This window comes from Dactylosporangium sp. NPDC050688 (assembly GCF_040654515.1).
Taxonomy (GTDB): Bacteria; Actinomycetota; Actinomycetes; order Mycobacteriales; family Micromonosporaceae; genus Dactylosporangium.
Map to the genome: position 1 here is coordinate 101,581 of NZ_JBFAIC010000023.1, position 23,570 is coordinate 125,150.

General features: G+C 70.5%; 19 protein-coding genes and 3 pseudogenes. 9 read left to right on the plus strand and 13 right to left on the minus strand.

Features of this window, described 5'->3' with window-relative positions; genetic code table 11:
- Positions 1 to 15 precede the first annotated feature (15 nt).
- A complete protein-coding gene (locus tag AB0H83_RS22745) occupies positions 16 to 1,428 on the plus strand; it encodes a peptidylprolyl isomerase (RefSeq protein WP_360097252.1) in 1,413 nt (470 codons plus the stop codon).
- Here the strand turns inward: AB0H83_RS22745 and AB0H83_RS22750 are convergent.
- Positions 1,415 to 2,857: a CCA tRNA nucleotidyltransferase gene (locus tag AB0H83_RS22750; protein ID WP_360097255.1), complete on the minus strand. Its 1,443-nt coding sequence runs from the start codon at positions 2,855 to 2,857 to the stop codon at positions 1,415 to 1,417. The genes AB0H83_RS22745 and AB0H83_RS22750 overlap by 14 nt on opposite strands.
- A 181-nt stretch (positions 2,858 to 3,038) precedes the next feature.
- Between AB0H83_RS22750 and murJ the strand changes: the two genes are divergently transcribed.
- The 7 genes from murJ (at position 3,039) to AB0H83_RS22785 (ending at position 11,064) form a co-directional block, all read left to right on the plus strand.
- Positions 3,039 to 4,901, plus strand: coding sequence for a murein biosynthesis integral membrane protein MurJ (gene murJ / locus AB0H83_RS22755; RefSeq protein ID WP_360097258.1), 1,863 nt, complete (start codon positions 3,039 to 3,041; stop codon positions 4,899 to 4,901).
- A gap of 400 nt (positions 4,902 to 5,301) precedes the next feature.
- Positions 5,302 to 6,825, plus strand: a complete 1,524-nt coding sequence (locus tag AB0H83_RS22760) for a protein kinase family protein (RefSeq protein WP_360097260.1) — start codon at positions 5,302 to 5,304, stop codon at positions 6,823 to 6,825.
- A 37-nt stretch (positions 6,826 to 6,862) separates the two neighbouring features.
- The gene (gene sigM, locus AB0H83_RS22765; RefSeq protein WP_360097263.1) at positions 6,863 to 7,483 is read left to right on the plus strand and encodes an RNA polymerase sigma factor SigM; all 621 of its coding nucleotides are present in this window, start codon (positions 6,863 to 6,865) and stop codon (positions 7,481 to 7,483) included.
- The gene (locus AB0H83_RS22770) at positions 7,480 to 8,376 is read left to right on the plus strand and encodes a hypothetical protein (protein ID WP_360097266.1); all 897 of its coding nucleotides are present in this window, start codon (positions 7,480 to 7,482) and stop codon (positions 8,374 to 8,376) included. The genes sigM and AB0H83_RS22770 overlap by 4 nt, the downstream gene beginning before the upstream one ends.
- A gap of 98 nt (positions 8,377 to 8,474) precedes the next feature.
- Positions 8,475 to 9,401 (plus strand): thioredoxin-disulfide reductase, encoded by a 927-nt coding sequence (gene trxB, locus AB0H83_RS22775; RefSeq protein WP_360097269.1) that lies wholly within the window; start codon positions 8,475 to 8,477, stop codon positions 9,399 to 9,401.
- A 34-nt stretch (positions 9,402 to 9,435) separates the two neighbouring features.
- The gene (gene trxA / locus AB0H83_RS22780) at positions 9,436 to 9,771 is read left to right on the plus strand and encodes a thioredoxin (RefSeq protein ID WP_033359929.1); all 336 of its coding nucleotides are present in this window, start codon (positions 9,436 to 9,438) and stop codon (positions 9,769 to 9,771) included.
- Between the two features lie 135 nt (positions 9,772 to 9,906).
- Entirely contained in the window at positions 9,907 to 11,064 is a 1,158-nt protein-coding gene (locus tag AB0H83_RS22785) for an N-acetylmuramoyl-L-alanine amidase (RefSeq protein WP_360097272.1), read from the plus strand.
- A 189-nt stretch (positions 11,065 to 11,253) separates the two neighbouring features.
- On the opposite strand, the gene AB0H83_RS22790 is transcribed toward AB0H83_RS22785, so the two are convergent.
- From AB0H83_RS22790 to rpmH, 12 genes and pseudogenes are all read right to left on the minus strand, one after another.
- Positions 11,254 to 11,931 carry a GNAT family N-acetyltransferase gene (locus AB0H83_RS22790; protein WP_360097275.1) on the minus strand — a complete coding sequence of 226 codons (678 nt, stop codon included), beginning with the start codon at positions 11,929 to 11,931 and terminating at the stop codon, positions 11,254 to 11,256.
- Positions 11,932 to 12,073: 142 nt separating this feature from the next.
- Entirely contained in the window at positions 12,074 to 12,979 is a 906-nt protein-coding gene (locus tag AB0H83_RS22795; protein WP_360097353.1) for a hypothetical protein, read from the minus strand.
- A 287-nt stretch (positions 12,980 to 13,266) separates the two neighbouring features.
- A complete protein-coding gene (locus tag AB0H83_RS22800) occupies positions 13,267 to 14,301 on the minus strand; it encodes a ParB/RepB/Spo0J family partition protein (RefSeq protein ID WP_360097278.1) in 1,035 nt (344 codons plus the stop codon).
- Complete coding sequence (locus tag AB0H83_RS22805) at positions 14,298 to 15,281, minus strand: ParA family protein (protein ID WP_360097356.1); 984 nt, start codon at positions 15,279 to 15,281, stop codon at positions 14,298 to 14,300. The genes AB0H83_RS22800 and AB0H83_RS22805 overlap by 4 nt, the downstream gene beginning before the upstream one ends.
- Before the next feature lie 695 nt (positions 15,282 to 15,976).
- The gene (gene rsmG / locus AB0H83_RS22810; protein WP_360097359.1) at positions 15,977 to 16,654 is read right to left on the minus strand and encodes a 16S rRNA (guanine(527)-N(7))-methyltransferase RsmG; all 678 of its coding nucleotides are present in this window, start codon (positions 16,652 to 16,654) and stop codon (positions 15,977 to 15,979) included.
- Positions 16,655 to 16,810: 156 nt separating this feature from the next.
- Positions 16,811 to 17,677, minus strand: a complete 867-nt coding sequence (locus tag AB0H83_RS22815) for a tetrahydrofolate dehydrogenase/cyclohydrolase catalytic domain-containing protein (RefSeq protein WP_360097281.1) — start codon at positions 17,675 to 17,677, stop codon at positions 16,811 to 16,813.
- Between the two features lie 404 nt (positions 17,678 to 18,081).
- Positions 18,082 to 18,723, minus strand: coding sequence for a R3H domain-containing nucleic acid-binding protein (locus tag AB0H83_RS22820; protein WP_360097284.1), 642 nt, complete (start codon positions 18,721 to 18,723; stop codon positions 18,082 to 18,084).
- Between the two features lie 112 nt (positions 18,724 to 18,835).
- Complete coding sequence (gene yidC, locus AB0H83_RS22825; RefSeq protein WP_360097362.1) at positions 18,836 to 19,861, minus strand: membrane protein insertase YidC; 1,026 nt, start codon at positions 19,859 to 19,861, stop codon at positions 18,836 to 18,838.
- An 11-nt stretch (positions 19,862 to 19,872) separates the two neighbouring features.
- Positions 19,873 to 20,144, minus strand: a pseudogene (gene yidD, locus AB0H83_RS22830) (membrane protein insertion efficiency factor YidD).
- Positions 20,141 to 20,380, minus strand: a pseudogene (gene rnpA / locus AB0H83_RS22835) (ribonuclease P protein component); the annotation flags it as partial. The pseudogenes rnpA and yidD, both read right to left, overlap by 4 nt.
- A gap of 267 nt (positions 20,381 to 20,647) precedes the next feature.
- Positions 20,648 to 20,818 (minus strand): annotated as a pseudogene (locus AB0H83_RS22840) (ribonuclease P protein component); the annotation flags it as partial.
- A gap of 28 nt (positions 20,819 to 20,846) precedes the next feature.
- Positions 20,847 to 20,984 (minus strand): 50S ribosomal protein L34, encoded by a 138-nt coding sequence (gene rpmH / locus AB0H83_RS22845; protein ID WP_033360019.1) that lies wholly within the window; start codon positions 20,982 to 20,984, stop codon positions 20,847 to 20,849.
- A 478-nt stretch (positions 20,985 to 21,462) separates the two neighbouring features.
- On the opposite strand from rpmH, the gene dnaA reads away from it, so the two are divergent.
- Complete coding sequence (gene dnaA / locus AB0H83_RS22850; protein WP_360097287.1) at positions 21,463 to 23,280, plus strand: chromosomal replication initiator protein DnaA; 1,818 nt, start codon at positions 21,463 to 21,465, stop codon at positions 23,278 to 23,280.
- The last annotated feature ends 290 nt before the right edge of the window (positions 23,281 to 23,570 follow it).

Here is a 23,570-nt window from a genome sequence, read left to right on the forward strand (position 1 = left end):
TCGTATGATCACGTAATGCCATCACCTCCACCACCTTTGTCTGCTTCGTCACCGGAGCCCGATTCCAGCGGCCGTGCCAGGTTCGAGCTGGAATCGGGGCCACCGGCGCGTCCTTCGCTGCCGTCCCGGGCGTACGAGGCGCCTGCGTGGGGCCCGGGCTCCTACGACGACTACCGTGACGCCGGCTACGACCCCGGCTACGGCGACGTCGCCGCTGGCTACGGCGACGCGAACTCGGCCTACGGCCAGGCGCATCCGCCCTACGGTGAGGCGCACCCCTATGGTGAGGCGCGCTCTTACGGTGAGGCTCGGCCGGCTCATGGCGAGGCGCAGGCTGCCTACAGCGAGGTGCCGGACTACGAGCCGCCGCGGCCCGGCGCGCCGAAGCCGCCGGAGCTGGCCGAGCCGCTGCCGCCGGCGGCGCCCGACCCGACCCTGCCCGCCTGGTTGCGGCCGGCCGCGCCCGCGGGTGACGTCCCGGACATCCATCCGCCGGGCGAGCAGCCGGCCGCGGCCGGGCCGGGCCGCGACGACCCCGCTCCGGGTTTCGCCCCTGCTCCGGGTTTCGTCCCCGCTGCGCCGCCTGGTGCCGCTGCGCCCGGCGCGGTGCCCGGCCGGCGCGGGCGGCGGTGGTTGCTTCCCGTAGCCGGCGGGATCGCCGCGCTGCTGATCCTCAGCGGCGCCGGCACCGTCCTGCTCTACCTGCGGGCCAACAACGACCCGGTCGACACCGCCGCCGGGCCGGTGGTGTCGGTGGCGGCGTCGACGGGCGAGACCGTGCCGCAGGCCTCGCCGAGCGCGGGCGCTGGCCCCAGTCGCGGCCCCGCGGCCGGCCCGACCGGTGGGATGCCGCCGGCCGGGACGGGCGTGCCGTGCACGTACTCCCCGGCGGACCGCGGCGGTGGCGAGACCCGCCTGGTGGCGACGCCCGCGCCGCGCTCGACGCTGAGCGGCAAGCCGACGGCCACGCTGGAGACGAACCTCGGCGCGATCGGCATCCAGCTGTACGCGGACCGGGCGCCCTGCACGGTCAACTCATTCGTTCACCTGGCCCGGGACGACTTCTACAGCGACACGTCCTGCCACCGGCTGACCACGGAGGGCCTGTGGGTCCTGCAGTGCGGCGACCCGGGCGGCACCGGGACCGGGACGCCCGGGTACCAGTTCGGCGAGGAGAACCTGCCGACGACGCTGCCGCCGTACCCGCGGGGGACGCTCGCGATGGCCAACGCCGGGCCCGGTACCAACGGTTCGCAGTTCTTCATCGTCTACAAGGACAGCGACATCCCGCCGGACTACTCGGTCTTCGGGCAGGTGACCAGCGGCCTGGACCTGCTGGACCGGATCGCCGCCGCCGGCACCACCACGGGGGGTGCCGACGGTCCGCCGAAGCTGGCCGTGCAGATCACGGAGATCAGGGTTTCGTGAGGCCCTCGGCGGCAGCCCAGCGCAGCAGCTCCGCCTCGGCCTCGTCCCGGTCGAGCGGGCCGCGCTCCAGCCGCAGCTCCTTGAGGTGTCGCCAGGCTCGGCCCACGACCGGGCCGGGCGGCACCCCGAGCAGTTCCATGATCGCGTTGCCGTCGAGGTCGGGCCGGACGCGGGCCAGGTCCTCCTCGGCGGCGATCCGCGCGATCCGGGCCTCCAGCGCGTCGTAGTCGGCCGCGAGCTGCGCCGCCTTGCGCCGGTTGCGGGTCGTCACGTCCGAGCGGGTCAGGCTGTGCAGGCGCGGCAGCAGCGGGCCGGCGTCGGTCACGTACCGGCGCACCGCCGAGTCGGTCCACTCGCCCCGGCCGTACCCATAAAAGCGCAGGTGCAGCATGACCAGCTCGGCGACGTCGGAGATCACGTCCTTGGGGAACTTGAGCGCCTTCATCCGCTGCTTGGTCAGCCGCGCGCCGACGACCTCGTGGTGGTGGAAGCTCACCCCGCCGTCGGGGCCGACCGCCTTGGTCGCCGGCTTGCCGACGTCGTGCATCAGGGCGGCCATGCGCAGCGTGAAGTCCGGCCCGTCGGTCTCGTGGCCCATGGCGTTGCGGACCACGATCAGGGTGTGCTCGTAGACGTCCTTGTGCTGGGCGTGCTCGTCGATCTCCAGCTTGAGCCCGGTCAGCTCGGGCAGGAACGTCTCCGCCAGCCCGGTGTCCACCAGCAGCCGCAGGCCAGTGATCGGGTCGGCGCCGCACATGAGCTTGACGAACTCGTCGCGAATCCGCTCGGCGGTGATCCGGGAGAGGTCGCCGGCCATGGCGGCCATCGCGGCCCGTACCTCCGGCGCGACACTGAACCGGAGCTGCGCGGCGAACCGGGCGGCCCGCAGCATGCGCAGCGGATCGTCGGCGAAGGAGTCCTCCGGCGCGCCCGGCGTGCGCAGGACGCGCTCGGCCAGGTCGGTGAGGCCGCCATAGGGGTCGGTGAACTCGTGCCCGGGCACCGACACCGCCATCGCGTTGACCGCGAAGTCGCGCCGGTGCAGGTCGTCGACCAGGTTGTCGCCGTACTGCACGATCGGGTTACGGCTCACCCGGTCATAGGCGTCGGCGCGGAACGTGGTGACCTCGATGCGCAGCCCGCGGCGGGCGAGCCCGATCGTGCCGAATTCCTGGCCGGTCGTCCACACCGCCTCGGCCCAGCCCTCGATGATCCGCAGCGTCTGCTCGGGCCGCGCGTCCGTGGTGAAGTCCAGGTCGTCGCCGAGGCGCCCGAGCAGCGCGTCGCGCACCGAGCCGCCGACAAGGTGCAGCTCGTGCCCGGCCGCTGCGAACCGGCGACCGAGCTCGTCGGCAACGGGGGAGACGCGCATCAGCTCGTGCACGGCACGGCGCTGGGCGTCGGTGAGGGCTCGTGTGGTTTCGGACATCGGTCGGTGAGCCTATCGCGAGGGCATGAGCGGTGAGCAAGGAGCGGACACCGAGGGTAGTGGCCGTGTCGGCGTCAGGTCGCGCGATTTGTCAGCTCAACGGTGGGACGAAGGAAATGTCGGGGGGTGCCACTATGGTCTGTGCTGCGAGCGGAAGCACGGCCGAGTTGGGGTGTGGCGGATGGACCCGGCAGACGACGGGCGCTGGAGCAACGAGCCGACGGCGGTGCTGCGTCCGGTCGGCCAGGGCGCGCACAGGCCCCCCGACCCGCACGGTGAGCTGCCCACTCAGCCGCTCGACCCGCGCCTGAGCGACCCGGCCAACGCGCCGACGGTGCACCTGCCGTTCGTGACCGCCAGGCCCGAGGTCGTCAACGACGCGCCGGTCGTCGAGGAGACGGCGCCGCCGCCGGGGCCGGGCGACGACGAGAGCACCGGCACGGTCGTGCGCAACAGCAGCACCATGGCGATCCTGAGCCTGGTCAGCCGCGCAACCGGCTTCCTGCGCGCGGCCGCGATCGCCGCGGCGATCGGCGGGTTCGCCGTCGGCGACGACTACACGCTCGCCAACAACCTGCCCAACCAGATCTATGAGCTGCTGCTCGGCGGCGTGCTCGCCAGCGTGCTGATCCCGACGCTGGTGCGGGCCCGCAAGGAGGAGCCCGACCGCGGCGAGGCATATACGCAGCGCCTGCTGACCCTGGCGGTGGTCGCCATCGGCGGCGCCACGCTGGTCGTGGTGCTGGCCGCACCGCTGCTGACCGCGGTCTACACCCTCGGCAACGACAGGGTCACCGCGACCGACCGCGACCTGATCACGCTGCTGGCCTATCTGCTGCTGCCGGAGATCTTCTTCTACGGGCTGGCCGGCATCTTCGCGGCGATCCTCAACGTGCGGGGCCACTTCGCCGCGCCGATGTGGACACCGATCCTCAACAATGTCGTGATCATCGCCACGGCCGGCGTCTTCCTCCTGGTCCCCGGCCCCGGCCTGCCGACGCCCGAGACGATCACGCTGGCCCAGGTGCTGGTGCTCGGCATCGGCACCACGCTCGGCATCGTCGTGCAGTCCCTGGGGCTGTGGCCGGCGCTGCGCAGGTCCGGGTTCCGCTGGAAGTGGCGCTTCGACTTCGGCAAGCTCAACCTGCGGGAGCTCGGCAAGCTCGGGTCCTGGATGCTGCTGTATGTCGCGGTCAACCAGATCGGCATCACGGTCGTGATGGTCCTGGCGAAGAACAACGCGCTGCGCGGCGGTGACGGCCCGGCCGTCTTCAACAACGCCTTCCTGATCTTCATGATGGCCCACGGCATCGTGGCCGTCTCCGTGATCACCGCGCTGATGCCGCGGATCTCGTCCGCCGCGGCCGACGGCCGCTTCGGCGACGTGACCGACCAGCTGTCGCAGGGCACCCGGCTGGCCTCGGTGATCCTGATCCCGGCCGCCGCGGTCTACGTGGTGCTGGGCCAGCCGCTCGCGGTGACCCTGTTCGACTGGGGGCAGTATGACTACGACACGGCCCTGGCGACCGGCTGGGTGGTCAGCGCCGCCGGGCTGGGCCTGCTGCCCTTCGCGCTGAGCCAGATGCAGACCAGCGTGTTCTACGCGCTGCGCGACACCCGCACGCCGGCGCTGGTCAACATCGGCGGCGTCGCGGTCCGGCTGGTGCTGGACGTGGCCTTCTATTTCATCCTGCCGATCGCGGCCGTCACGGCCTCGCTGATGGTCGGCACCGCGCTGTCGTTCGTGGCGGCGCTGCTGATGGGCTACTGGCTGCTGCGGACGCGGCTGGGCAGGCTCGGCCTGGCCAAGGTCGCCGACACCCTGACGCGGCTGGCGGGGGCGGCGGTGGCCGGCGGGATCGTGGCGTTCGCCGTGTCCTGGGCGGTCGGGAAGGTGCTCGACCCAGGCAAGATTCTCGGCGTGGTGCAACTCGTCACAGGTGGCACGGCCCTGCTGGTGACCTACGCCGCCGTGGCCATGGCGCTGCGGGTGCCTGAGGTGCGGCAGTTCGCCGGCCTGATCAAGGGCAGGCTCGGCCGATGACCAGCACAGTGGGCCGCGACGCGGCGCGCCGGCCCGCCGGCGGCGGTGTGTCCGCCCCGGCCGGATCAGGGCGCGAGGCCGGCGGGAGCGGTGCAGGCGCTCCGACCAGGGCTTGGTTGGTTGCGGGCCGGGCCGGCACGGCGGTCGGGCTCGGCGGACGGCCCGTCCGGAGGCGGCCGAGCCGATGAAATACGGGTGAAAGGTATATGACCGCTATGTCCTGGCATGGGTGATCAATTGGCATCGCCCCGGGTGGTCCGGAGAAGATGACGTGTCGGAACCCGGAGAGCTGACCGGTAAGGTCAACCTCGACGCCCCGCCGGAGCGCTTAGGCTTAGTGACTGCGACTCGCGTTACGACGCACGCCCCTGGTGAGCACACGGATCGGAAGGGAGGACGGGTGGCTGAGCTCGACGAAGGGCTGGAGACCTCCGGAGGCATTCCGCAGGTCCTGACCTTCGGCACCCCATCCGTCGGTGAAATCCTTGCCGAGCGATACCAGCTCGAAGAGCACATCGGCAACGACTCATTGGGTCGCCAGCTGTATCGCGGGATCGACGTGATCCTGCGGCGGCCGGTGGCGGTCGTCCTGCGCTACCCCGGTGGGGAGAGCGCCAAGGAGATGCTGGGCGCGGCCGTGGCCGCCAGCCGGATCGTGCACCCCCACCTGGTCGGCGTCTACGACGCGATCGACGAGGGCCACCGGGCCTATGTGGTCCGGGAGTGGGTCGACGGGATCGCGCTGCGCGACATCGTGGCGTCGGGTCCGCTGGACCCCGGACGGTCGGTGGCGATCGCCTGGGCCGTCACGGACGCCGTGGCGTCGCTGCACGGCACCGGGATGGCGCACGGCAACGTGCACCCCGGCACGGTGCTCGTCGCGCACGACGGGCGGGTCGTGCTGACCGACGCCCGGGCCGACGACCTGGCCACGCCCGAGACCGACATCCGCGCCATCGGCGCCGTGCTCTACTGCGCGCTCACGGGCTACTGGCCGCACCGCGAGGCCGGCACCTACTCGGTGCCGGACGGCGTGCGCGACAGCAGCGGCGCGCTCGCCGCGCCGCGGCAGGTGCGTGCCGGTGTGCCGACGCACCTCGACTCGCTCGTGACCGATTTGCTCAATCCGGACCTGCCACTGCCGTCGGCGGAGTCGCTCGCCGGCGAGCTGGCGTCGTTCGGGCAGTTCGAGGAGAGCGACCTCGCCGAGGGTGGCGACAACTCGCTCGACTTCGAGGCGTTCGACGCCGCGTCGCAGTCCACCGCGCCGCCGAGGCCCGCCGGGCGGAAGCTGGCCGTGGGCGTCGTCGGCCTGCTGGTGCTGGCCCTGGCCGGCACGCTCGCCGCCGCAAAGGTGCTCGGCGACCCGGCCACGCCGGGCCAGGCCTCGCCGTCGGCGACGACCAGCGGCGCGCCGCAGCAGGCGAAGCCGGCCAACCAACCGACGGTGCTGAAGATCGACGGTTCGAAGGTCCGGATCGTCAGCCCGAAGGGCAGCCAGGACAACGCCAAGGACGCCGGGAAGATGGTCGACGGCAACCAGGCGACAGCCTGGAACACCGATCGATACAACAACAAGGCCAACTTCGGCGGCCTCAAGGACGGCATGGGCGTCTGGATCGACCTCGGCGAGGCCAAGCAGGTCGTCTCCGTGCAGGTCGACCTGGCCACCCCCGGCGCCAGCGGTGAGCTGCGCTCCGGCACGGTCGACTTCGGCAGCGGCCAGGCGCCCGACCAGCAGACGGTCGATCAGTACAAGGTGATCGAGGGCACGGCCAAGGACGAGATGGGCCCCACGAATCTGTACCCGGGGCCCCAGGAGCCGACCCGCTATCTGCTCGTCTGGATCACCAAGCTGCCGAAGGAAAGCAGCAGCGGCCGATTCCGGATTTCCATCGCGGAGATAACCGTTCGAGTCCAGTAGCCCCCACAGGTCACTCGCGGTCGATAAGGTGCCAGCCGTGGAGGCGGAGCCGGGCGTGCGTGAGACGCCGGATGACACCGCCCTTCTGCATGCCCACGCCGCGGGCGACCCGGATGCCTTCGCCGAGATCGTCCGGCGGCACAGGGACCGGCTGTGGGCGGTCGCGCTGCGGACCCTCGGCGACCGCGAGGAGGCCGCTGACGCCCTCCAGGACGCGTTGCTGTCGGCGTTCCGTGCCGCCGGCAACTTCCGGGGCGAGTCGGCGGTCACGACGTGGCTGCACCGCATCGTGGTCAACGCGTGCCTCGACCGGATCCGGCGCCGGCAGTCCAGGCCGACCGTGCCGCTGCCCGAGACCGACGTCACACCGGCGCCGGTCACCGACCGCGACACCGCCATGGACGTGCAGCAGGCGCTCCAGCAACTCGCCCCCGAGCAGCGCTCGGCCCTGGTGCTGGTGGACGTCCAGGGGTATTCCGTGGCGGAGGCCTCGGTGATCCTGGGCGTCGCGGAGGGCACCATCAAAAGCAGGTGCGCCCGCGGGCGGGCCCGCCTCGCTGTGATGCTCGGCCACCTGCGGAACCCGGTCGGCAGCGGCGGCGTCCCATCACCGAACGGACCCGAGGCGGCAGCGAGCAGGAAGGAGGGCGGCGCGTGACGACCTTCTCCGACGCCGACTTCGACCTGCTCGCCGACTTCGTCGGCGGCGCGCTGGACGGCACGCCCGAGGCCGACGACGTGCGCCGGCTCATCAGCACCGACGAGGGCTGGGCGGAGGCGTATGGCGCCCTGGTGACCGCCGAGGTCGTCGTCCGTGACCAGCTGACCGAGCTAGGTGCCGTGCCGGTGCCTGTACCGGCGGACGTGGAGCAACGGCTGAACGCCGCGCTGCAGGCCGCGGTGCTCGCGCCGAAGCCCGATGCCCCGGTGCTCGATCTCGCCCGGGCCCGCGAGGCACGCAGGCGCCGCACGCAGCGCTGGGTGGTCGGCCTTGCCACCGCCGCGGCCGTGCTGGTCTGCGGCGGGATCGGCGTGACGGTGGTCATGGACCAGCAGTCCGCCAGCCGGGACACCGTGACGTCCTCGGCCGACGGCGGCAAGGGCGAGGCGGCACCGCAGCAGCTGCCACCGTCGACGTCGGGCACCAGGTCCTCCACGCGGTCGGACGCCGCCCTCGTCGCCTCCGGGCAGGATTACGGACCGAGCTCGGTCGGCCAGCTGGCGCAGGCGTCCCCGCCCCCGGCCGCGATCGCCGGCGAGGGCAGCGACAACGCCGACGCGAGCAAGTCCGCGAAGCCCAACCCCGTGCCGGAGGAGCTGCGCCGCCTGCAGGACCCGGTGGCCAGGGCCGCCTGCCTCAACGCAGTGGTCGGGGAATACGGTGGTCAGGTGGCACTGGTCGACTACGCCCGGTTCGAGGGTCGCCCGGCGCTGGTCGTCATCGTCGACGGCACGCGCCTGGCCGCCGGCAGGCGCCTGGTCCTCGCGGTCGGACCGGACTGCGGTATCGGTGGGGCGATCGCTGACGAGCTCTACCGCGGCATTGCCTGACCGTAGTGGTGATGTGGCACACGCGTCACCCCGCAACGGGAATCATCGGTTCGTAGGATGACGTTTTGCTGGCACAGGCTTAACTCGAGGAGTCGACCGTGGACGAGGTCCGCAACCTGATCATCGTGGGGTCCGGCCCCGCCGGGTATACGGCAGCCGTCTATGCGGCCCGGGCCAACCTCAAGCCGCTGGTCATCGAAGGCGTCACCTCCGGTGGTGCGCTGATGACGACCACCGAGGTGGAGAACTACCCCGGCTTCCCGGACGGCATCCTCGGCCCCGAGCTCATGGACAACATGCGCAAGCAGGCCGAGCACTTCGGGGCGGAGTTCATCACCGACGACGCGACGCGGGTGGCGCTGGAGGGCGCCGTGAAGAGCGTCTGGGTCGGCGAGACCGAATACCGTGCCCGCGCCATCATCCTGGCGACCGGCTCCGCCTGGCGCCCGCTCTCCGTCCCGGGGGAGCAGGAGCTGCTCGGGCGGGGCGTCTCGTCCTGTGCGACCTGTGACGGTTTCTTCTTCCGCAACGAGGACATCGTGGTCGTCGGCGGCGGTGACTCGGCGATGGAGGAGGCGACGTTCCTCACCCGGTTCGCCAAGTCCGTGACCATCGTGCACCGGCGGGACTCGTTCCGGGCCAGCAAGATCATGGCCGAGCGGGCGCTGTCCAACGAGAAGATCAAGGTCCGGTGGAACAGTGTGGTGACCGAGGTGCTCGACCGCGGTGGCCGCGTCGGCGGCCTGCGCGTCCAGGACGTCAACACCGGCGAGGAGGCTGACCTCGAGGTCGCCGGCGTGTTCGTGGCGATCGGCCATGACCCGCGCAGCGAGCTGTTCCGCGGTCAGGTGGAGCTGGACGACGCCGGCTACGTGAAGGTGGCGTCGCCGAGCACCCGCACCAACGTCGAGGGCGTCTTCGCCGCCGGCGACCTGGTCGACCACACCTACCGGCAGGCGATCACGGCCTCCGGCACCGGTTGCGCGGCGGCGCTGGACGCCGAGCGCTACATCGCGACGCTGTAGTTCAAGACGAGCTTGAGTAGTAGAGGGAGTGCGTATGGGAGCCATCCAGCCGGTCAGCGACAAGACCTTCGAGGCTGACGTCCTCAAATCCGATATTCCGGTCTTGGTGGACTTCTGGGCTGAGTGGTGCCAGCCGTGCCGGAAGATCGAGACCATGCTCAACGAGATCGCCGTCGGTGACCTCGCCGACAAGGTGAAGATCGTCAAGGTCGACATCGACAGCAACCCGGAGACGGCCCGCGCCTACCAGGTGCTCTCCGTCCCGACGCTCACCGTGTTCAAGGATGGCGAGCCGTTCCGCTCGGTCGTCGGCGCCAGCCCGAAGAGCGCCCTGGTGCGGCTTATCGAGTCCGCGCTCGAGCCCGCCTGAGCCCAGCTCCAAGCGTTGACGCGCCCCGCCTGAGCCAAGGCGGGGCGCGTTTTTGCCAAAGGCCGCGTGATGACGCGTCCCTGAGCCGTGAGCGGTACGCTGCGGTGCATTCGCAGGCATTCTCAGGAGGACCTTATGCGGGCAATCCGGCGCGGGGCGCGGGGCGCGGCAGTCGCCGAGATCCGCAGCATTCTTGTCGTGCTGGACCTGCTGGCCGATGCTCCGCACGCAGATCCGGAGTTCGACGCCGACACGGAGCGTGCGGTCCGCGCGTTCCAGCAGAGCCACGGCCTGACCGTCGACGGCGAGGTCGGCGACGAGACCTGGCGGTCGCTGGACGCGGCGCGCTGGCGGCTCGGGCAGCGGGCGCTGTTCCACACCGTCGGCGACCCGTACATCGGCGACGACGTCCGGCAGCTGCAGGAGCGCCTGCTGGAAATGGGATACAACCCGGGCCGCGCCGACGGCATCTACGGCAGCCGCACGGCCCACGCCGTCGCCCAGTTCCAGCGCGAGGTCGGGCTGCGTCCCGACGGCGAGTGCGGGCCGGCGACCGTCGGTGCGCTGCGCCGCCTGGGCCGCAAGGTGGTCGGCGGCCGGCCGCAGCTGCTGCGCGAGGCGGAGACCTTCCGCGACTCCGGCCCGACGCTGCTGGGCAAGCGCATCGTCATCGACCCCGGACACGGCGGTCCCGACACCGGGCACGTGGTCCCCGACGGTCCGCTCCGGTGGGCGGAGGCGGACCTCGTGTATGACCTCGCAGCCCGTCTGGAAGGCCGCCTGGCGGCCGCGGGCATGCGGGTGAACCTCACCAGGGGTCCGCAGCCCACAGCGGCTCTGAGTGACCGTGACCGGGTGCAGCTGGCCAATGAGCTCGGCGCGGACCTGCTCATCTCGATCCACCTCGACGGGTACCGCAACCCGGAGGCCGATGGCGTCGCCACGTACCACTACGGCACCGTCTCCGGCCCGACCTCCATCGTCGGCGAGCGGCTCGCGAAGCTCGTGCAGCGCGAGATCGTGGTGCGCACCGGGCTGCGCGACTGCCAGACGCATGCCAAGACCTGGGAGCTGCTGCGGCTGAGCCGGATGCCCGCGGTCAGGGTCGACGTGGGCTACCTGACCTCACCGACAGACCGGGAGCGGCTCATCGACCCCGCGTTCCGTGAGCGGGTCGTCGAGGCGATGATGGCGGCGGTGCAGCGGATGTACCTGCCGGTCGAGGCCGACGTGCCGACCGGGTCGATCGACGTCAGCCTGCTGCGGGCGCTGACCAACTCCAACGCGGTCTGAGGCTTCCACCGCCGGTCCTGCCCGGTCGGTCCTTCCCGGTCCTGCCTACCTGGTTTATCGCTGCCTGGTCCTGCCCTGCTCGGTCCCGCCCTGCTCGGTCCTGCGCGGGCGGCCGTGCCGTGCCCTGGCCGTGCCCGTGCCCGGGCCGTGTCCTGCGCCTGGCCCGCCTGGCCTGGCTGGTCTGCCCTGTCAGGACTGCATGCTGCGGGTCGCCGGGCGTACCGGCAGGACCGGGCGCAGCAGCGACTCGGGACTCATCGAGCCGAGCAGCTTCTCCAGCGCGTACTCCACGTCGGACTTCCACGACAGCGCCGTGCGCAGCTCGAGCCGCAGCCGTGGGTAGCGCGGATGCGGACGGACGGTCTTGAACCCGATCGACGTGAAGAAGTCCGCCGGCGCCAGGCAGCCCCGCTCGTTGCGACCGGCCTCGTCGACCTCGCCGAACTTCGCGTCGCCGAACGCCTCGATCGCCTTCACGCCGCGCTTGGTCAGGTCCCGGGCGACGCCCTGCACCAGCATCCGCCCGAGCCCGCCGTCGGCGAACGGCTGCACCACGTGCGCCGTCATCAGCAGCACCGCGTCGGGGGAGACCGGCGACGTCGGGAACGCCATCGACCGCGGCACGTACGCCGGCGGCGCGAACATCACGAACCCGGCCGGCATGCCGTCGACGTAGACCAGCTTGCCGCAGGAACCCCATTCGAGCAGGGTCTGCGATACCCATGCCTCTTTCTCGAGGCCCGGGTCGCCGTTGGCGCACGCCCGGTCGGCGGCGACCGGATCGAGCTCCCAAAATACGCAGGCGCGGCACGATCGAGGCAGATCCTCGAGAGTGTCTAGCGTCAGACTTACGAGACGTCGCGACATTGGCCCATCTCCGCGCGCTGCTTACCTACGGTCAACCGTCATGATGGTACGCACCCATCACGGGCGGTGGGAGTCATCCGGTCAGAGTTCCTCACCCGGTATCACCCCATCGTCCTCGGCGGTACCGTCTGACGTTTTGGTTTCACGGCGTGTCAGGCTGCGCGGTCTCCGGGGCCGGGTTCTTGGTCAGGGACGGCGGCACGGCCGCTGTGTCGTCGGCGGCTGCCGGCGCTGTGGGGGTTCCCGGCTTGGGCAGGGTTTCGCCGGCGGCTGCTGATGGGTGTTCGGCTGTCAGCGCGTTGCCCGCCATTCCTGCGTTGCCGGTTGCGTCTGCGTTGGCTGCTGCTGTGGCGTCGCTCGATGCCCTTGCGTCCACCGCTGCCCCCGCGTCGGCGGCTGCGGGCTCCGGCGGGTCCACGTGAATCCCGGCATCACCCAGCGCGGCGTCCGGGTCGGCGGTCCGGGCCTCCTCGCGGAACTGCGCCGGCGCCGTCCAGTTGATCCGCGGCGGTTCGGCGAGCGGCCGGCCACCGAACTCGGCCAGCCAGGCGGCGACCAGCGCCAGGTTCTCCCGCCACTGGTCCTCGGGGATCGGCGGCAGGATGTCGTCCCACAGCGCGAGGAATGTGCCCTGCAACTGCAGCCGCCCGTACGGCCGGGCCAGGAACCACAGGTGCAGGTGCGCCGCGCCGTCGCCCCACCGGTTCACGTGGACCCGCGCCACGCCGTCGAGCGACCGGATCGCCCGCTCCAGCCGTACGGTCATCACGCCGAGCTCGGCGGCGAGCATGTTCGGCAGGTCGCCGAGGTCGAGGTGCGACCGCGACTCGAGGATCAGCACCGCCGGCAGTCCGGTCGGGCGGTCGAGGCTGCGCACGCGCCATCGATCGCTCACCCAGATGTACGCCTCGTCCGGCGCCCCGCACGCGCGGCACTCGGCCGGGTTGTCGCCGTGCCGCGGCGGCTCGATCGGCACAGGATCGAGCAGGCGCTTCACCCGGAGGTCACCCTCGAACGGGAACGTCGGCCAGTAGGTAAACGAGGGCAGCTGCGATGGCGTCTCGGACACGAGCCGACCCTAGCCGACCCGGAGCCCGGTGTCCGCACCCTGTGGACAGTGCACCCGTCGGAGCCTCTGTCCACAGGCACTCAAGACCTCTACCACGTGGTTTCACGTGAAACGGTGAGCCTGTGGATAACCCCTGTGGATAAAGTGCGCCCAGAGCCATTCTCCGGGGAAAACGAAACGGCCGGACTTTGCCGTCCGGCCGTTTCGTTTCGCTTCTTTGGGGCTTCTCCCGCCCCTGCGGGGCGTCCTTCGTCGCTTCGGGCCTTCTACTGCTCCCGCTGGCCTCGCTGGTCGACCCCGATGATCCCGACGATCCGCTCGAGGTCGTCGACGGTCGCGAACTCGATCGTGATCCGGCCCTTGCGCTGACCGATGTCGACCTTGACCCGGGTGTCGAACCGGTCCGACAGTCGATCGGCCAAATCGGAGAGCGCGGGCGCGTGCGGCTTCGCCCGCCGCTGCGGTGCGGCCTTCTTCGCCGTGCCGCCCTCCGACACCGCGAGCGAGACCATCTCCTCGGTCGCCCGGACCGACAGCCCTTCGGCGACGATCCGGTGGGCGAGCGTCTCCTGCTCCTCGGAGCTGTCGAGCCCGAGGAGCGCGCGGGCGTGCCCGGCGGACAGCACGCCGGCCGCGACGCGACGCTGCACCTGGGCCGGCAGATTCAGCAGCCGGATCGTGTTGGAGATCTGCGGCCGGCTCCGGCCGATGCGCCGGGCCAGTTCCTCGTGCGTCGCGCCGAACTCCTCGAGGAGCTGCTGGTACGCGGCCGCCTCTTCCAGCGGGTTGAGGTTGGCGCGGTGAATGTTCTCGAGGAGGGCGTCGCGGAGCATCGCGTCGTCGCGGGTCTCCCGGACGATCGCCGGAATGACCTCCTTGCCGAGCGCCTGGGCGGCACGCCACCGGCGCTCGCCCATGACGAGTTCGTACTTCTTCGGCGTGCCCTCGTCGCCCTCGGCCTCGACCGGCGCTGAGAGCTCGCGCACGACGATCGGCTGGAGGAAGCCGACCTCCTGGATCGAGGTCTTCAGCTCCTCGATCGCCTCCTCGTCGAAGACCTGCCGCGGCTGCTTCGGGTTCGGCACGATCGAGGTCACCGAGATCTCGGCGAAGCGCGCACCAGGGACCGGGGCGAGCTGCTCCACCGGCTCGGCCGTCACGCCATTCGTGGGGGCGTCCGTCGTGGCCGGGGGAGTCGCCAGCGCGGTGGCGGTGCCGCCCGCCGCGTTCTCGGCCGGCGCGGCGGTGGGGATGAGAGCACCGAGCCCTCGTCCGAGACCTCCACGTCGGTTCGACTTCATGCCACTCCTCCAACCTGCGCGTCATGCGCACCGCGCAGCGCGATCTCCTGCGCCGCTTCGAAGTAGCTCACCGCACCGCGGGAGCCCGGGTCGTACGTCATCACGGACTGGCTGTAGCTCGGCGCCTCGGACACGCGGACGTTGCGGGGGATGACCGCGTTCAGGCACTTCTCGCCGAAGTGGTTCCGCACGTCCTGCTCGACGAGGTCGGCGAGGCGGGTACGCCGGTCGTACATGGTCAGCAGCACCGTCGAGATGTCGAGCTTCGGGTTCAGGTGCGACCGGACGAGCTCGATGTTGTTCGTGAGGGCCTGCACACCCTCCAGCGCGTAGTACTCGCACTGGATCGGGATCAGCACCTCTTCGGCGGCCACGAGCGCGTTCACCGTGAGGAGGCCGAGCGAGGGCGGGCAGTCGATGAAGATGTAGTCGTAGTCGCTGCCGCCGGCCTCGATGGCCCGCTTCAGGCGAGACTCGCGGGCGACGACGGATACGAGCTCGATCTCAGCGCCGGCGAGATCGATCGTTGCGGGCACGGCCCAGAGGTTCGGGATGCCCTCGACCTGTTGGGTCACCGCGTCGAGCGGGGCGCCGTCGATCAGGCAGTCATAGACGTCCGGTACACCCGAGTGGTGGGGGACGTTGAGACCGGTGGAGGCGTTGCCCTGAGGGTCGAGGTCGATCACCAGGACGCGGTTGCCGTGCAGCGCCAGGGCGACGGCGATGTTGACCGCCGTGGTGGTCTTTCCCACCCCACCCTTCTGGTTCGCCACACACATGGTGCGCCGCCGTGGTGGACGGGGCATAGTGATCTCCCCGCTCGGGTTGAGGATCTCCACGGCGCGCTTAGCCTCCTGTGCAAGCGGGGGGTCTTCGGTTTCACGTGAAACATACGCGTCAGTCATAGCGCCCTCGGTATCCGCGGTGACGACGGACGGGTGTGGTCGGGGGGACGGGGTGTTCCGTCGCTCGGACCTCATATCTGCTCTCGTCTCGGCTTTCGCTTCGTCTGCAGCGGACTGTGAATCGGCTCTCGGCACGACCGGTTTTCCGCCCCGGCCGTAAACAGTACCGGTAGTTGCACGATCGACTTGCCCGCTGACGTGAAACTCCACCGTGGCGCCGCGTGTCGTACCAACCGGATGCTCTACGCGCGGCTGAGGCACCGGCCGAACGCCCCAGCCCTCTATTCCGTCGGCGCTCCGCGCCCTTGCATCCGCCCTGAGTTCGCCGCCCGTGCCACTCCCCGTTTCACGTGAAACATGCGAACTGCCATCGCCAAAGTCGGGGTCATCACCGCTGTCGCGCACCATGTCAGTCCCGTCCCGCTCGGAAGGATGTGCACTGCCGGCCGTCAGCGACGCGGTGCCCACCTCCGGCGCACCGCCCGACACGAGGTCTCGACTGGCCGCGGTGACCGGCGCCGGGAACGCAAGAACGGCGCGCGGCCAGCCTACGGCGCACAGGCGACCTGAGCTATGGCTCATCGGCGCGTCGTCGCCCTTGTCACTCTCACTCGGCCGCAAGAAGACCAAAAAGCCGTCGACTCGGCGAAGTAGACCACCGAGTCGCTTCGCCGGCGCGACCGGCCAGCCGCTGCCACAGTTCCTGATGTCCATCGTCGAACCCCCGCGTTCCCCCGTGTCCGGGGGACGCTTTTGGCCCGCCCCCCGGTTTACCGGCCGCGCTTGCCCTTCCGGCGTTGCGCGACTTCCCGCTCCCGCACGATCTCGACGACCGTCGTCGGCTCCGCCAGGACGGCGTCCCCGCAGAGGCGTACCGATGGCGTGCCCGCTCCGAGCCGGCTCAGGGTCTCCGTGTGCTCGGCGATCTCGGCCGCAGCGGAAGCTCCCTTGAGCGCGAGCAGTCGCCCACCGACGGCGGTGAGGGGAAGACACCAACCGGCAAGCCGGTCCAGCGGTGCGACTGCCCGGGCGGTGACGACATCGGCGAGCGGGAGCTTCCCGACGCAGTCCTCGGCCCGCGCCCGGACCACGGTGGTCCGTTCGAGGCCGAGCGCCGTCACCGCTTCGGAAAGGAACGCGGTACGTCGTGCGAGCGGCTCGACCAACGTGACATGCAGGTCGGGACGAGCCACTGCGAGCACCATACCGGGCAGTCCGGCGCCGGAGCCGACGTCAACGACCGTGGCGCCCGACTGAATCAGATCACCGAGGACGGCGCAGTTGAGCAGGTGCCGCTCCCAGATCCGCGGCGCCTCGCGAGGGCCGATCAGACCCCGGATCACCCCGTCGGTGACGAGCAACTGAGCGAACCGCTCAGCCAACGGAAGCCGATCGCCGAAGACCTTCTCGGCGGCCGGCAATACCTCATGCGGAACAGCACCATCCATACGGTCAAGCAAATCATGTGCGCTCCGCTGGGCGGGCCGGTGGGCTTCGCGGCACTCGGGGGAGCGCATCGTGGCCGCCGAGAGAGGCCCGGAGGACGGACGGTCCGACTGATGCGGTCCCGGGCCGCAACTTGTGAGCGCCCCGGGACCGATGTTTCACGTGAAACGGCGCTCGGCGGCGGTGATGGCGTTGCGGAAGAGCATGGCGACGGTGGTCGGGCCCACGCCGCCGACTCGGGGGGTGATGGCGCCGGCGACGCTCGCGCACGACTCGTCGACGTCCGGCAGGAGGCGGCGGCCCGAGTAGCGGACACCGCCCCCGATGACGACGGCGCCCGGCTTCACGTGCTCGGGCTGGATGATGCCCGGGACGCCCGCGGCGGCAATGAGAATGTCGGCGCGTTGGGTGTACCGCGGCCAATCGGCAACACCGGTGTGCACCACGGTGACCGCGGCATTGGCGGTCGGGCGCTTCTGCGAGAGCAGCATCGCGAGCGGGCGCCCCAGCGTCGCGCCGCGGCCGAGGATCACGACCTCACGGCCGCTGACCGGAATCTCGTAGTGCGCGAGGAGCGCCTCGATCCCGGCCGGCGTGCAGGGGAGCGGTCCGGGCATCCCGGCGGCGAGGCGGCCGAGGTTCAGCGGGTGCATGCCGTCGACGTCCATGTCGGGGTCGACGCGCTGCAGAGCGGTGTCGTAGTCGAGGTGCTGCGGCGTCGGGTACTGGATGAGCAACCCGTGCACATCGGGGTCCGCGTTGAACCGGTCGATGACCGCGTGCAGCTCGTCCTGCGTCGCGTTGGCGGGCAGGTGCTCATGCGGCGATGCGAACCCGAGCTCGGCGGCCTGGCGCTGCTTGATGCGGATGTACCCGGCGCTCGCATCGTCGTCGCCGACGAGAATCGTCGCGAGCGACGGCACGACGCCACGGGCCCGCAGCGCGGCGACCCGGTTCGCAACGTCGGCGAGGATCTGCTCGGCGACGGGAGCGCCGGGCAGCAGTACGGCAGTGGTCGTGGACATACGACTCCTCGACGTGAGGACCCAGGCGGTCGACCCTCACAACTCGAGCTCCCCGATGGTCCGTCCCATCCCGGTGCCGCCAGTCGCGTCTGCCTCCATTGTCCCCGATCCCCGAACCGCCCGGCCACGCGGGGACAACGCCCCCGCCGGTGGTGGACAAAGAGCGGCAAGTCGAGAGGACGGCAAGCTGAGAGGCGACGGCACAGCGAGACACGGCTCGACCAGACAGGTGGCACAGCCACGTCCGCGGCACACGAAGCCAGAGAGCGCCGGCCGGGAGGACCGCAACGCGGAAACGCTGACGGATCAGGCGAGGCGCAAGCCCAGCGGCGGCACACGAAAGCGGGGCGCCCCCTCAGGGACGCCCCGCCGAAAAGCAGGAACAAAACCAGCGGCAGTACCGATCAGGCGACGGGCCGCACCACGATCCGCCGGGCCGGCTCGACGCCTTCCGACTCGCTCTCCACGCCCGGGAGGGCATTGATCACGTCGTGCACGCACTTGCGCTCGAAGGCGCTCATCGGCTCGAGCCTGACGGCCTCGCCGTACTCCTTCACCTTCTCGGCGGCGTTCTTGGCGATCGCGCCGAGCTCCTTGCGCCGCAGCGCCCGGTAGCCGCCGACGTCGAGGAGCAGGCGGCTGGGGGAGCCCGTCTGCCGGAAGACCGCGAGGCGGCTCAGCTCCTGCAGCGCCTCAAGGGTGGCGCCGCGCTGGCCGACGAGCGCCTGGAGGCGGCGGCCGGAGCCGTCGCCGCCCTCGACGACCTCGACGACGGGGCGGCCGCTGACGACGAGCTCGTCGATGTCGCCGTCGTAGTCGAGGATGTCGAGAAGGCCCTCGACGTAGTCGGCCGCGATCTCGCTCTCCCGGAACAGGTCGGCCGCAGCTCGGCCGTTGCCGCCCGCAGCCGCCGGGGCGGCGTCGCCGGCTTCGGCTTCGGCGGCGTCGCCGTCCTCGACCTCGTCGAGGTTGGCGTCCTGATCCAGAGCGTCGCCCTTGGTACCGCGCGCGTCGAGATCACTGGTGGTGTCGGTCACGAAACTCATCTCCGCTTGTTTGGGGCGCCGAGGCGCCGTCACAGGTCGTCGGTGAGGGGTGGTGGTGCGCAGGGAGCGCCACTCGCCGGTCCGGGGTGAGGGGTGGACCGGCGGGGTCGCATCAACCCGACTGCCGCTTCGCGGCGCCACCCTTCTTCGGGTTGACTGGCTTGGCGCCGGGCTTCGGGGCGAGCGCCTTGCCGTTCGCCTTGGCCGCGGCCGCCGCTGCAGCCGCTGCCTGCTGGGCCGCGGCGTCGTCCTTGGCCTTGGTCAGCAACGCCCGGACGCCGCTGACCGGCTTGGCGTCGCCGGTCTTCTTCGGGCCCCCCTTGTACGGGGTGGTGTTCGCGGCGGCGCTCGCCGGCGGCGGGTACTTGTGCAGGACCCAGTACTGCTGGCCGAGGGTGATCGCGTTGTTGGTGACCCAGTAGATGATGACGCCGATGGGGAAGTACCAGCCGGAGGTCAGGGTGAAGAACGGGATGCCGTAGAGCATGAACTTCTGGATCATGCGCTGCTGCGGGTCGGTGTTCCAGCCCGTCTTCATAATCATCTGACGCTGGGTCAGGTAGGTCGTCGTGATCATCAGCGCGACCAGGATCGCGGCGACGATCTTGACGGTGGTCGAGTTGGCCTCGATCTTCGCCAGGTCCGAGGCGCTGCTGCTGAACTTCGCGACGATCGGGGCGTCGAAGAGCCGGGCGTCGACGGCGCCCATGAACTCGGGGATGCTCCAGCCGTACAGCTGCATCTGGTGATCCGAGGTGCCGGGCTTGAGGTGACGTAGCACGTGCAGGAGGCCGATGAACACCGGGATCTGCAGGAACATCGGAAGGCAGCCCATGAGCGGGTTGACCTTCTCCTCCTGGTAGAGCTTCATGACCTCCTTCTGGAGGGTCTCCCGGTCGCCCTTGTGCTTCTCCTGCAGCTCCTTCATCTTCGGCTGGATCGCTTGCATCGCGCGCTGCGACTTGATCTGCTTCACGAAGATCGGGAACAGCACCACGCGGACCGTGATCACGAGGAAAACGATCGCGAGAACCCACTGCCAGTTGGTGCCGAGCGTGCGGTGGTCGGGCATGACCTTGTCCCACACGGTGTGCCAGAACAGCATCACCTGCGAGATCAGCCAGTAGATCCCGCCCATCAGCTTGCTAATCACGACACTGCTCCAGTCACGTCGACTCGGGCTCGGGCGAGGCTCCCCGGCGCGGAGGCACCGGATCGAACCCACCGGGGTGGAATGGGTGGCAGCGCAGCAGCCGCCAGATCGCGAGACCGATTCCCCGGATCGCGCCGTAAGTGCCGACCGCCTCCAGGGCATAAGCGCTGCACGACGGGTAGAACCGACAACGCGCCGGCAACGCCGGGCTTATCCAACGACGGTACGCGACGATGGGAGCGGCAACGACCCGGGCTCCGACGTTCATCGACGTCCCTCCCGGCTCCTGGGCCGACGAGCGGCCGCCAACGCTGCCTCAAGATCACGGCCGAGGTCCTCGTAGCGTGCCGTGGCCGAGGCCGGCAGCGCCCGGACGACGATCGTCGACGCCGGTGGGAGGTCGGCCAGGTGCGGCCGGATCAGGTGCCGGAGCCGGCGCTTCACGAGGTTGCGCACCACCGCGTTGCCAACGGCCTTGGACACCACAAAGCCGGCCCGCGCCGGCATGACGCCGCCCGCCCCGGAGGCAGGCTCCACGGACAGCTCGAAGCCGGAAGCCGAGTCCGAACCCGAGCCAACTCCCGAAGCCGGATCCGACGCCGAGCTGAGACTGGCCGAGCTGACACCGGCCGAACTGACACCGGACGGACTGGGACTGGCCGAACTGGGACCAGCCGAGCCGAGGTCAGCAGCGGAGCCTGGACCAGACGCCGCGCCCGACGCCGAGCTGGAGCCGGACCCCACAGACTCAGCGACGGGCCCGGCGGCAGCCGACGCAGACACGACGAAGCCGGCGCGGGCAGATGCTTGATCTGCTGGCGCCGGCTCGGCAGTCGACTGCAGGAAATGCACCACGAGGGCTCCGCGACCGGCGCGGCGACCGTTGCGAATGGTGGCGGCGAAGTCTTTCCGCCGCCGCAGACGCTGAGCGGCCGCCAGCACGCTGCCTCCCGGAGGGCCCGGCGTCGGATCAGGCCGACAGGCGGTCGCGCCCCTTGGCGCGGCGCGCCGACAGGATCGCGCGGCCGGCACGGGTGCGCATGCGCAGCCGGAAACCGTGGGTCTTCGCGCGCCGGCGGTTGTTCGGCTGGAAGGTGCGCTTGCTCACGTCGGGCTCCGTCTTCGTAGCGGCGTAGGGCTGGTCACTGGAGTTTATCAGGGAAAGCTTCCCCAGCCGAACCAGGGTACGCGCGGCCCTACAGACCGTCAACGATGGCCCGCGAGCGCCCGGAAATCCACAGGTTACTTGTGGACAACGGTTGAGTGGTTGTGGACAACGCTGTTAACGTGCCCGGTTGCCGGTAGACACCGCGACGACCGGCGACGGGACACAAAGGACTTTCCGCGACCAACCGGATGCGCCACAGGGGGCACGGCACCGCATCCGACCTGCAGAACCTTCCGCGCACCGGTCGAACACCGCCAGGTCGACACGGGGCGAGAGGGAATCAGGACGATCCGTCCACGGGACATGCCTCGTTGATACACAGGTTGTGGAAAACCTGTGGACAATGGGGGCCGGGACGGGCGGAACTTCCGGCGCACGGTCCACTCGCGGTGGGGGCGACGATGGGGGTGCGCGAACGGTGACTGACACCGACCTCGCAGCGGTGTGGCATGCGGCAACGGACGAGCTCGCAGACGAGATCGTCTCGGCGCAGCAGCGTGCCTATCTGCGGCTGACGAGGCTACGGGCCATCGTCGAGGACACCGCGCTGCTCTCCGTGCCTGACGCCTTCACCCGCGACGTCATCGAGTCGCGCCTGCGCCCGGTCATCACCGAGGCGCTGTCCCGGCTGCTCGGCCGGGCGATCCAGGTAGCCGTCACGGTCCGCCCGCCGGAGGACGCGCCGCCGTTGCCCGCGCCGTCCGCGTCGCACTGGTCCAACGGCACCGCTGGCCAGCTGGCCGAGCCGACCTCGGGACCGCCGTTCCAGCGGCAGCTGCAGTACCCGCCGCCGCAATATCAACAGCCGCAGTATCAGCAGTCACCGTTCCCGTCGGCCCAGCCCGGCCAGCAGGAGCAGCTCGATCTGGACCAGCGCGGTCCGAACGACCAACACGACCAGCGTGGGTCGCACGACCACGGCCGGTCGCACGATCACGGCCGGTCGCACGACCACGGCCGGCCGGACCAGCAGCTGCCGACCGCCCGCGAGGGCAGCGACCGGCTGTTCGACCTGCCGACCGAGACGGGCTGGACGCCGGCGGAGCGGACCGAGCACTCGGGCACCGCGTTCGAGGCCGCCCGCGACGAACGGCTGCGCCGCTCCCCGCTGCAGGACGAGGACCCGCTGCCGCCACGGCCGCCGTCGAACCCGGGCACCGGCCGCGAGGACCGCCGCAGCGCGCAGACCCCCGCCGGCGACTCGGCCGGCAACCGGCTCAACCCGAAGTACACCTTTGAGACCTTTGTCATCGGATCCTCGAACCGCTTCGCGCACGCCGCGTCGGTCGCGGTGGCAGAGTCGCCGGCCAAGGCGTACAACCCGCTGTTCATCTACGGCGGCTCGGGGCTGGGCAAGACGCACCTGCTGCACGCCATCGGCCAGTACGCCACGATGCTCGGCAACGCCCGCTTCGTGCGCTATGTGTCGACGGAGGAGTTCACCAACGACTTCATCAACTCGCTGCGCGATGACAAGACGCAGGCGTTCCAGCGGCGGTACCGCGACGTCGACATCCTGCTGATCGACGACATCCAGTTCCTGGAGACGCGGGAGCGTACGCAGGAGGAGTTCTTCCACACGTTCAACACCCTCCACAACGCCAACAAGCAGATCGTGATCAGCTCCGACCGCTCGCCGCGGCAGCTGGCGACGCTGGAGGACCGGCTGCGGACCCGGTTCGAGTGGGGCCTGCTGGCCGACATCCAGCCGCCGGACCTCGAGACCCGCATCGCGATCCTGCAGAAGAAGGCGGCACAGGAGCGGCTGTTCGCGCCGCCGGACGTGCTGGAGTTCATCGCGTCGCGGGTCGCGTCGTCGATCCGCGAGCTGGAGGGCGCGCTGATCCGCGTCACCGCGTTCGCGAACCTGACCCGCGCGCCGGTCGAGCTCGGCCTCGCCGAGGAGGTGCTGCGCGACTTCATCCCCGACGGCTCGGGGCCGGAGATCACCGCGGACCAGATCATGGCGTCGACCGCCGACTACTTCGGCGTCAGCCTGGAGGACCTGCGCGGGCACAGCCGGTCGCGGGTGCTCGTCAACGCGCGCCAGGTCGCCATGTACCTGTGCCGTGAGCTGACCGACCTGTCGCTGCCGCGCATCGGCCAGGCGTTCGGCGGCCGCGACCACACCACGGTCATGCACGCCGACCGCAAGATCCGCCAGCAGATGGCCGAACGCCGCTCGCTCTACAACCAGATCGCCGAGCTGACGAACCGCATCAAGCAGACGACGTAGCGGGGCGAGTCCCGCCCGAGAGGGCCGTGTCAGGCGTGGTTCAGCCTGTCGCGGCCCTTTTCGCGTGTACGACCAGACGGCTGTGCACAACGAAGAAGCGAGCGAGTCTCACGAAGCGCTTGTGGACAGCGCTGTGGGTTCCTCGACGGGTCCAGGTCGATATGCCGGGAATGCACTTTCCCCAGAGGTTGGTTACAGCCTGTGGACAAAGCACGTTATCCACCGTGTCCACAGGCCGCCGACCTGGGATCCAGGCGCTTATGCCCATACGTTGTCCACAGGCTCGTCCC

Excerpts from the sequence above, each read along its gene's own strand:
- AB0H83_RS22745 (WP_360097252.1), top strand. The coding sequence starts at position 16 with ATGCCATCACCTCCACCACCTTTGTCTGCTTCGTCACCGGAGCCCGAT.
- AB0H83_RS22750 (WP_360097255.1), bottom strand. The coding sequence starts at position 2,857 with ATGTCCGAAACCACACGAGCCCTCACCGACGCCCAGCGCCGTGCCGTG.
- murJ (WP_360097258.1), top strand. The coding sequence starts at position 3,039 with ATGGACCCGGCAGACGACGGGCGCTGGAGCAACGAGCCGACGGCGGTG.
- trxA (WP_033359929.1), top strand. The coding sequence starts at position 9,436 with ATGGGAGCCATCCAGCCGGTCAGCGACAAGACCTTCGAGGCTGACGTC.
- AB0H83_RS22785 (WP_360097272.1), top strand. The coding sequence starts at position 9,907 with ATGCGGGCAATCCGGCGCGGGGCGCGGGGCGCGGCAGTCGCCGAGATC.
- AB0H83_RS22790 (WP_360097275.1), bottom strand. The coding sequence starts at position 11,931 with ATGTCGCGACGTCTCGTAAGTCTGACGCTAGACACTCTCGAGGATCTG.
- AB0H83_RS22800 (WP_360097278.1), bottom strand. The coding sequence starts at position 14,301 with ATGAAGTCGAACCGACGTGGAGGTCTCGGACGAGGGCTCGGTGCTCTC.
- AB0H83_RS22805 (WP_360097356.1), bottom strand. The coding sequence starts at position 15,281 with ATGAGGTCCGAGCGACGGAACACCCCGTCCCCCCGACCACACCCGTCC.
- rsmG (WP_360097359.1), bottom strand. The coding sequence starts at position 16,654 with ATGGATGGTGCTGTTCCGCATGAGGTATTGCCGGCCGCCGAGAAGGTC.
- AB0H83_RS22815 (WP_360097281.1), bottom strand. The coding sequence starts at position 17,677 with ATGTCCACGACCACTGCCGTACTGCTGCCCGGCGCTCCCGTCGCCGAG.
- AB0H83_RS22820 (WP_360097284.1), bottom strand. The coding sequence starts at position 18,723 with ATGAGTTTCGTGACCGACACCACCAGTGATCTCGACGCGCGCGGTACC.
- yidC (WP_360097362.1), bottom strand. The coding sequence starts at position 19,861 with ATGGGCGGGATCTACTGGCTGATCTCGCAGGTGATGCTGTTCTGGCAC.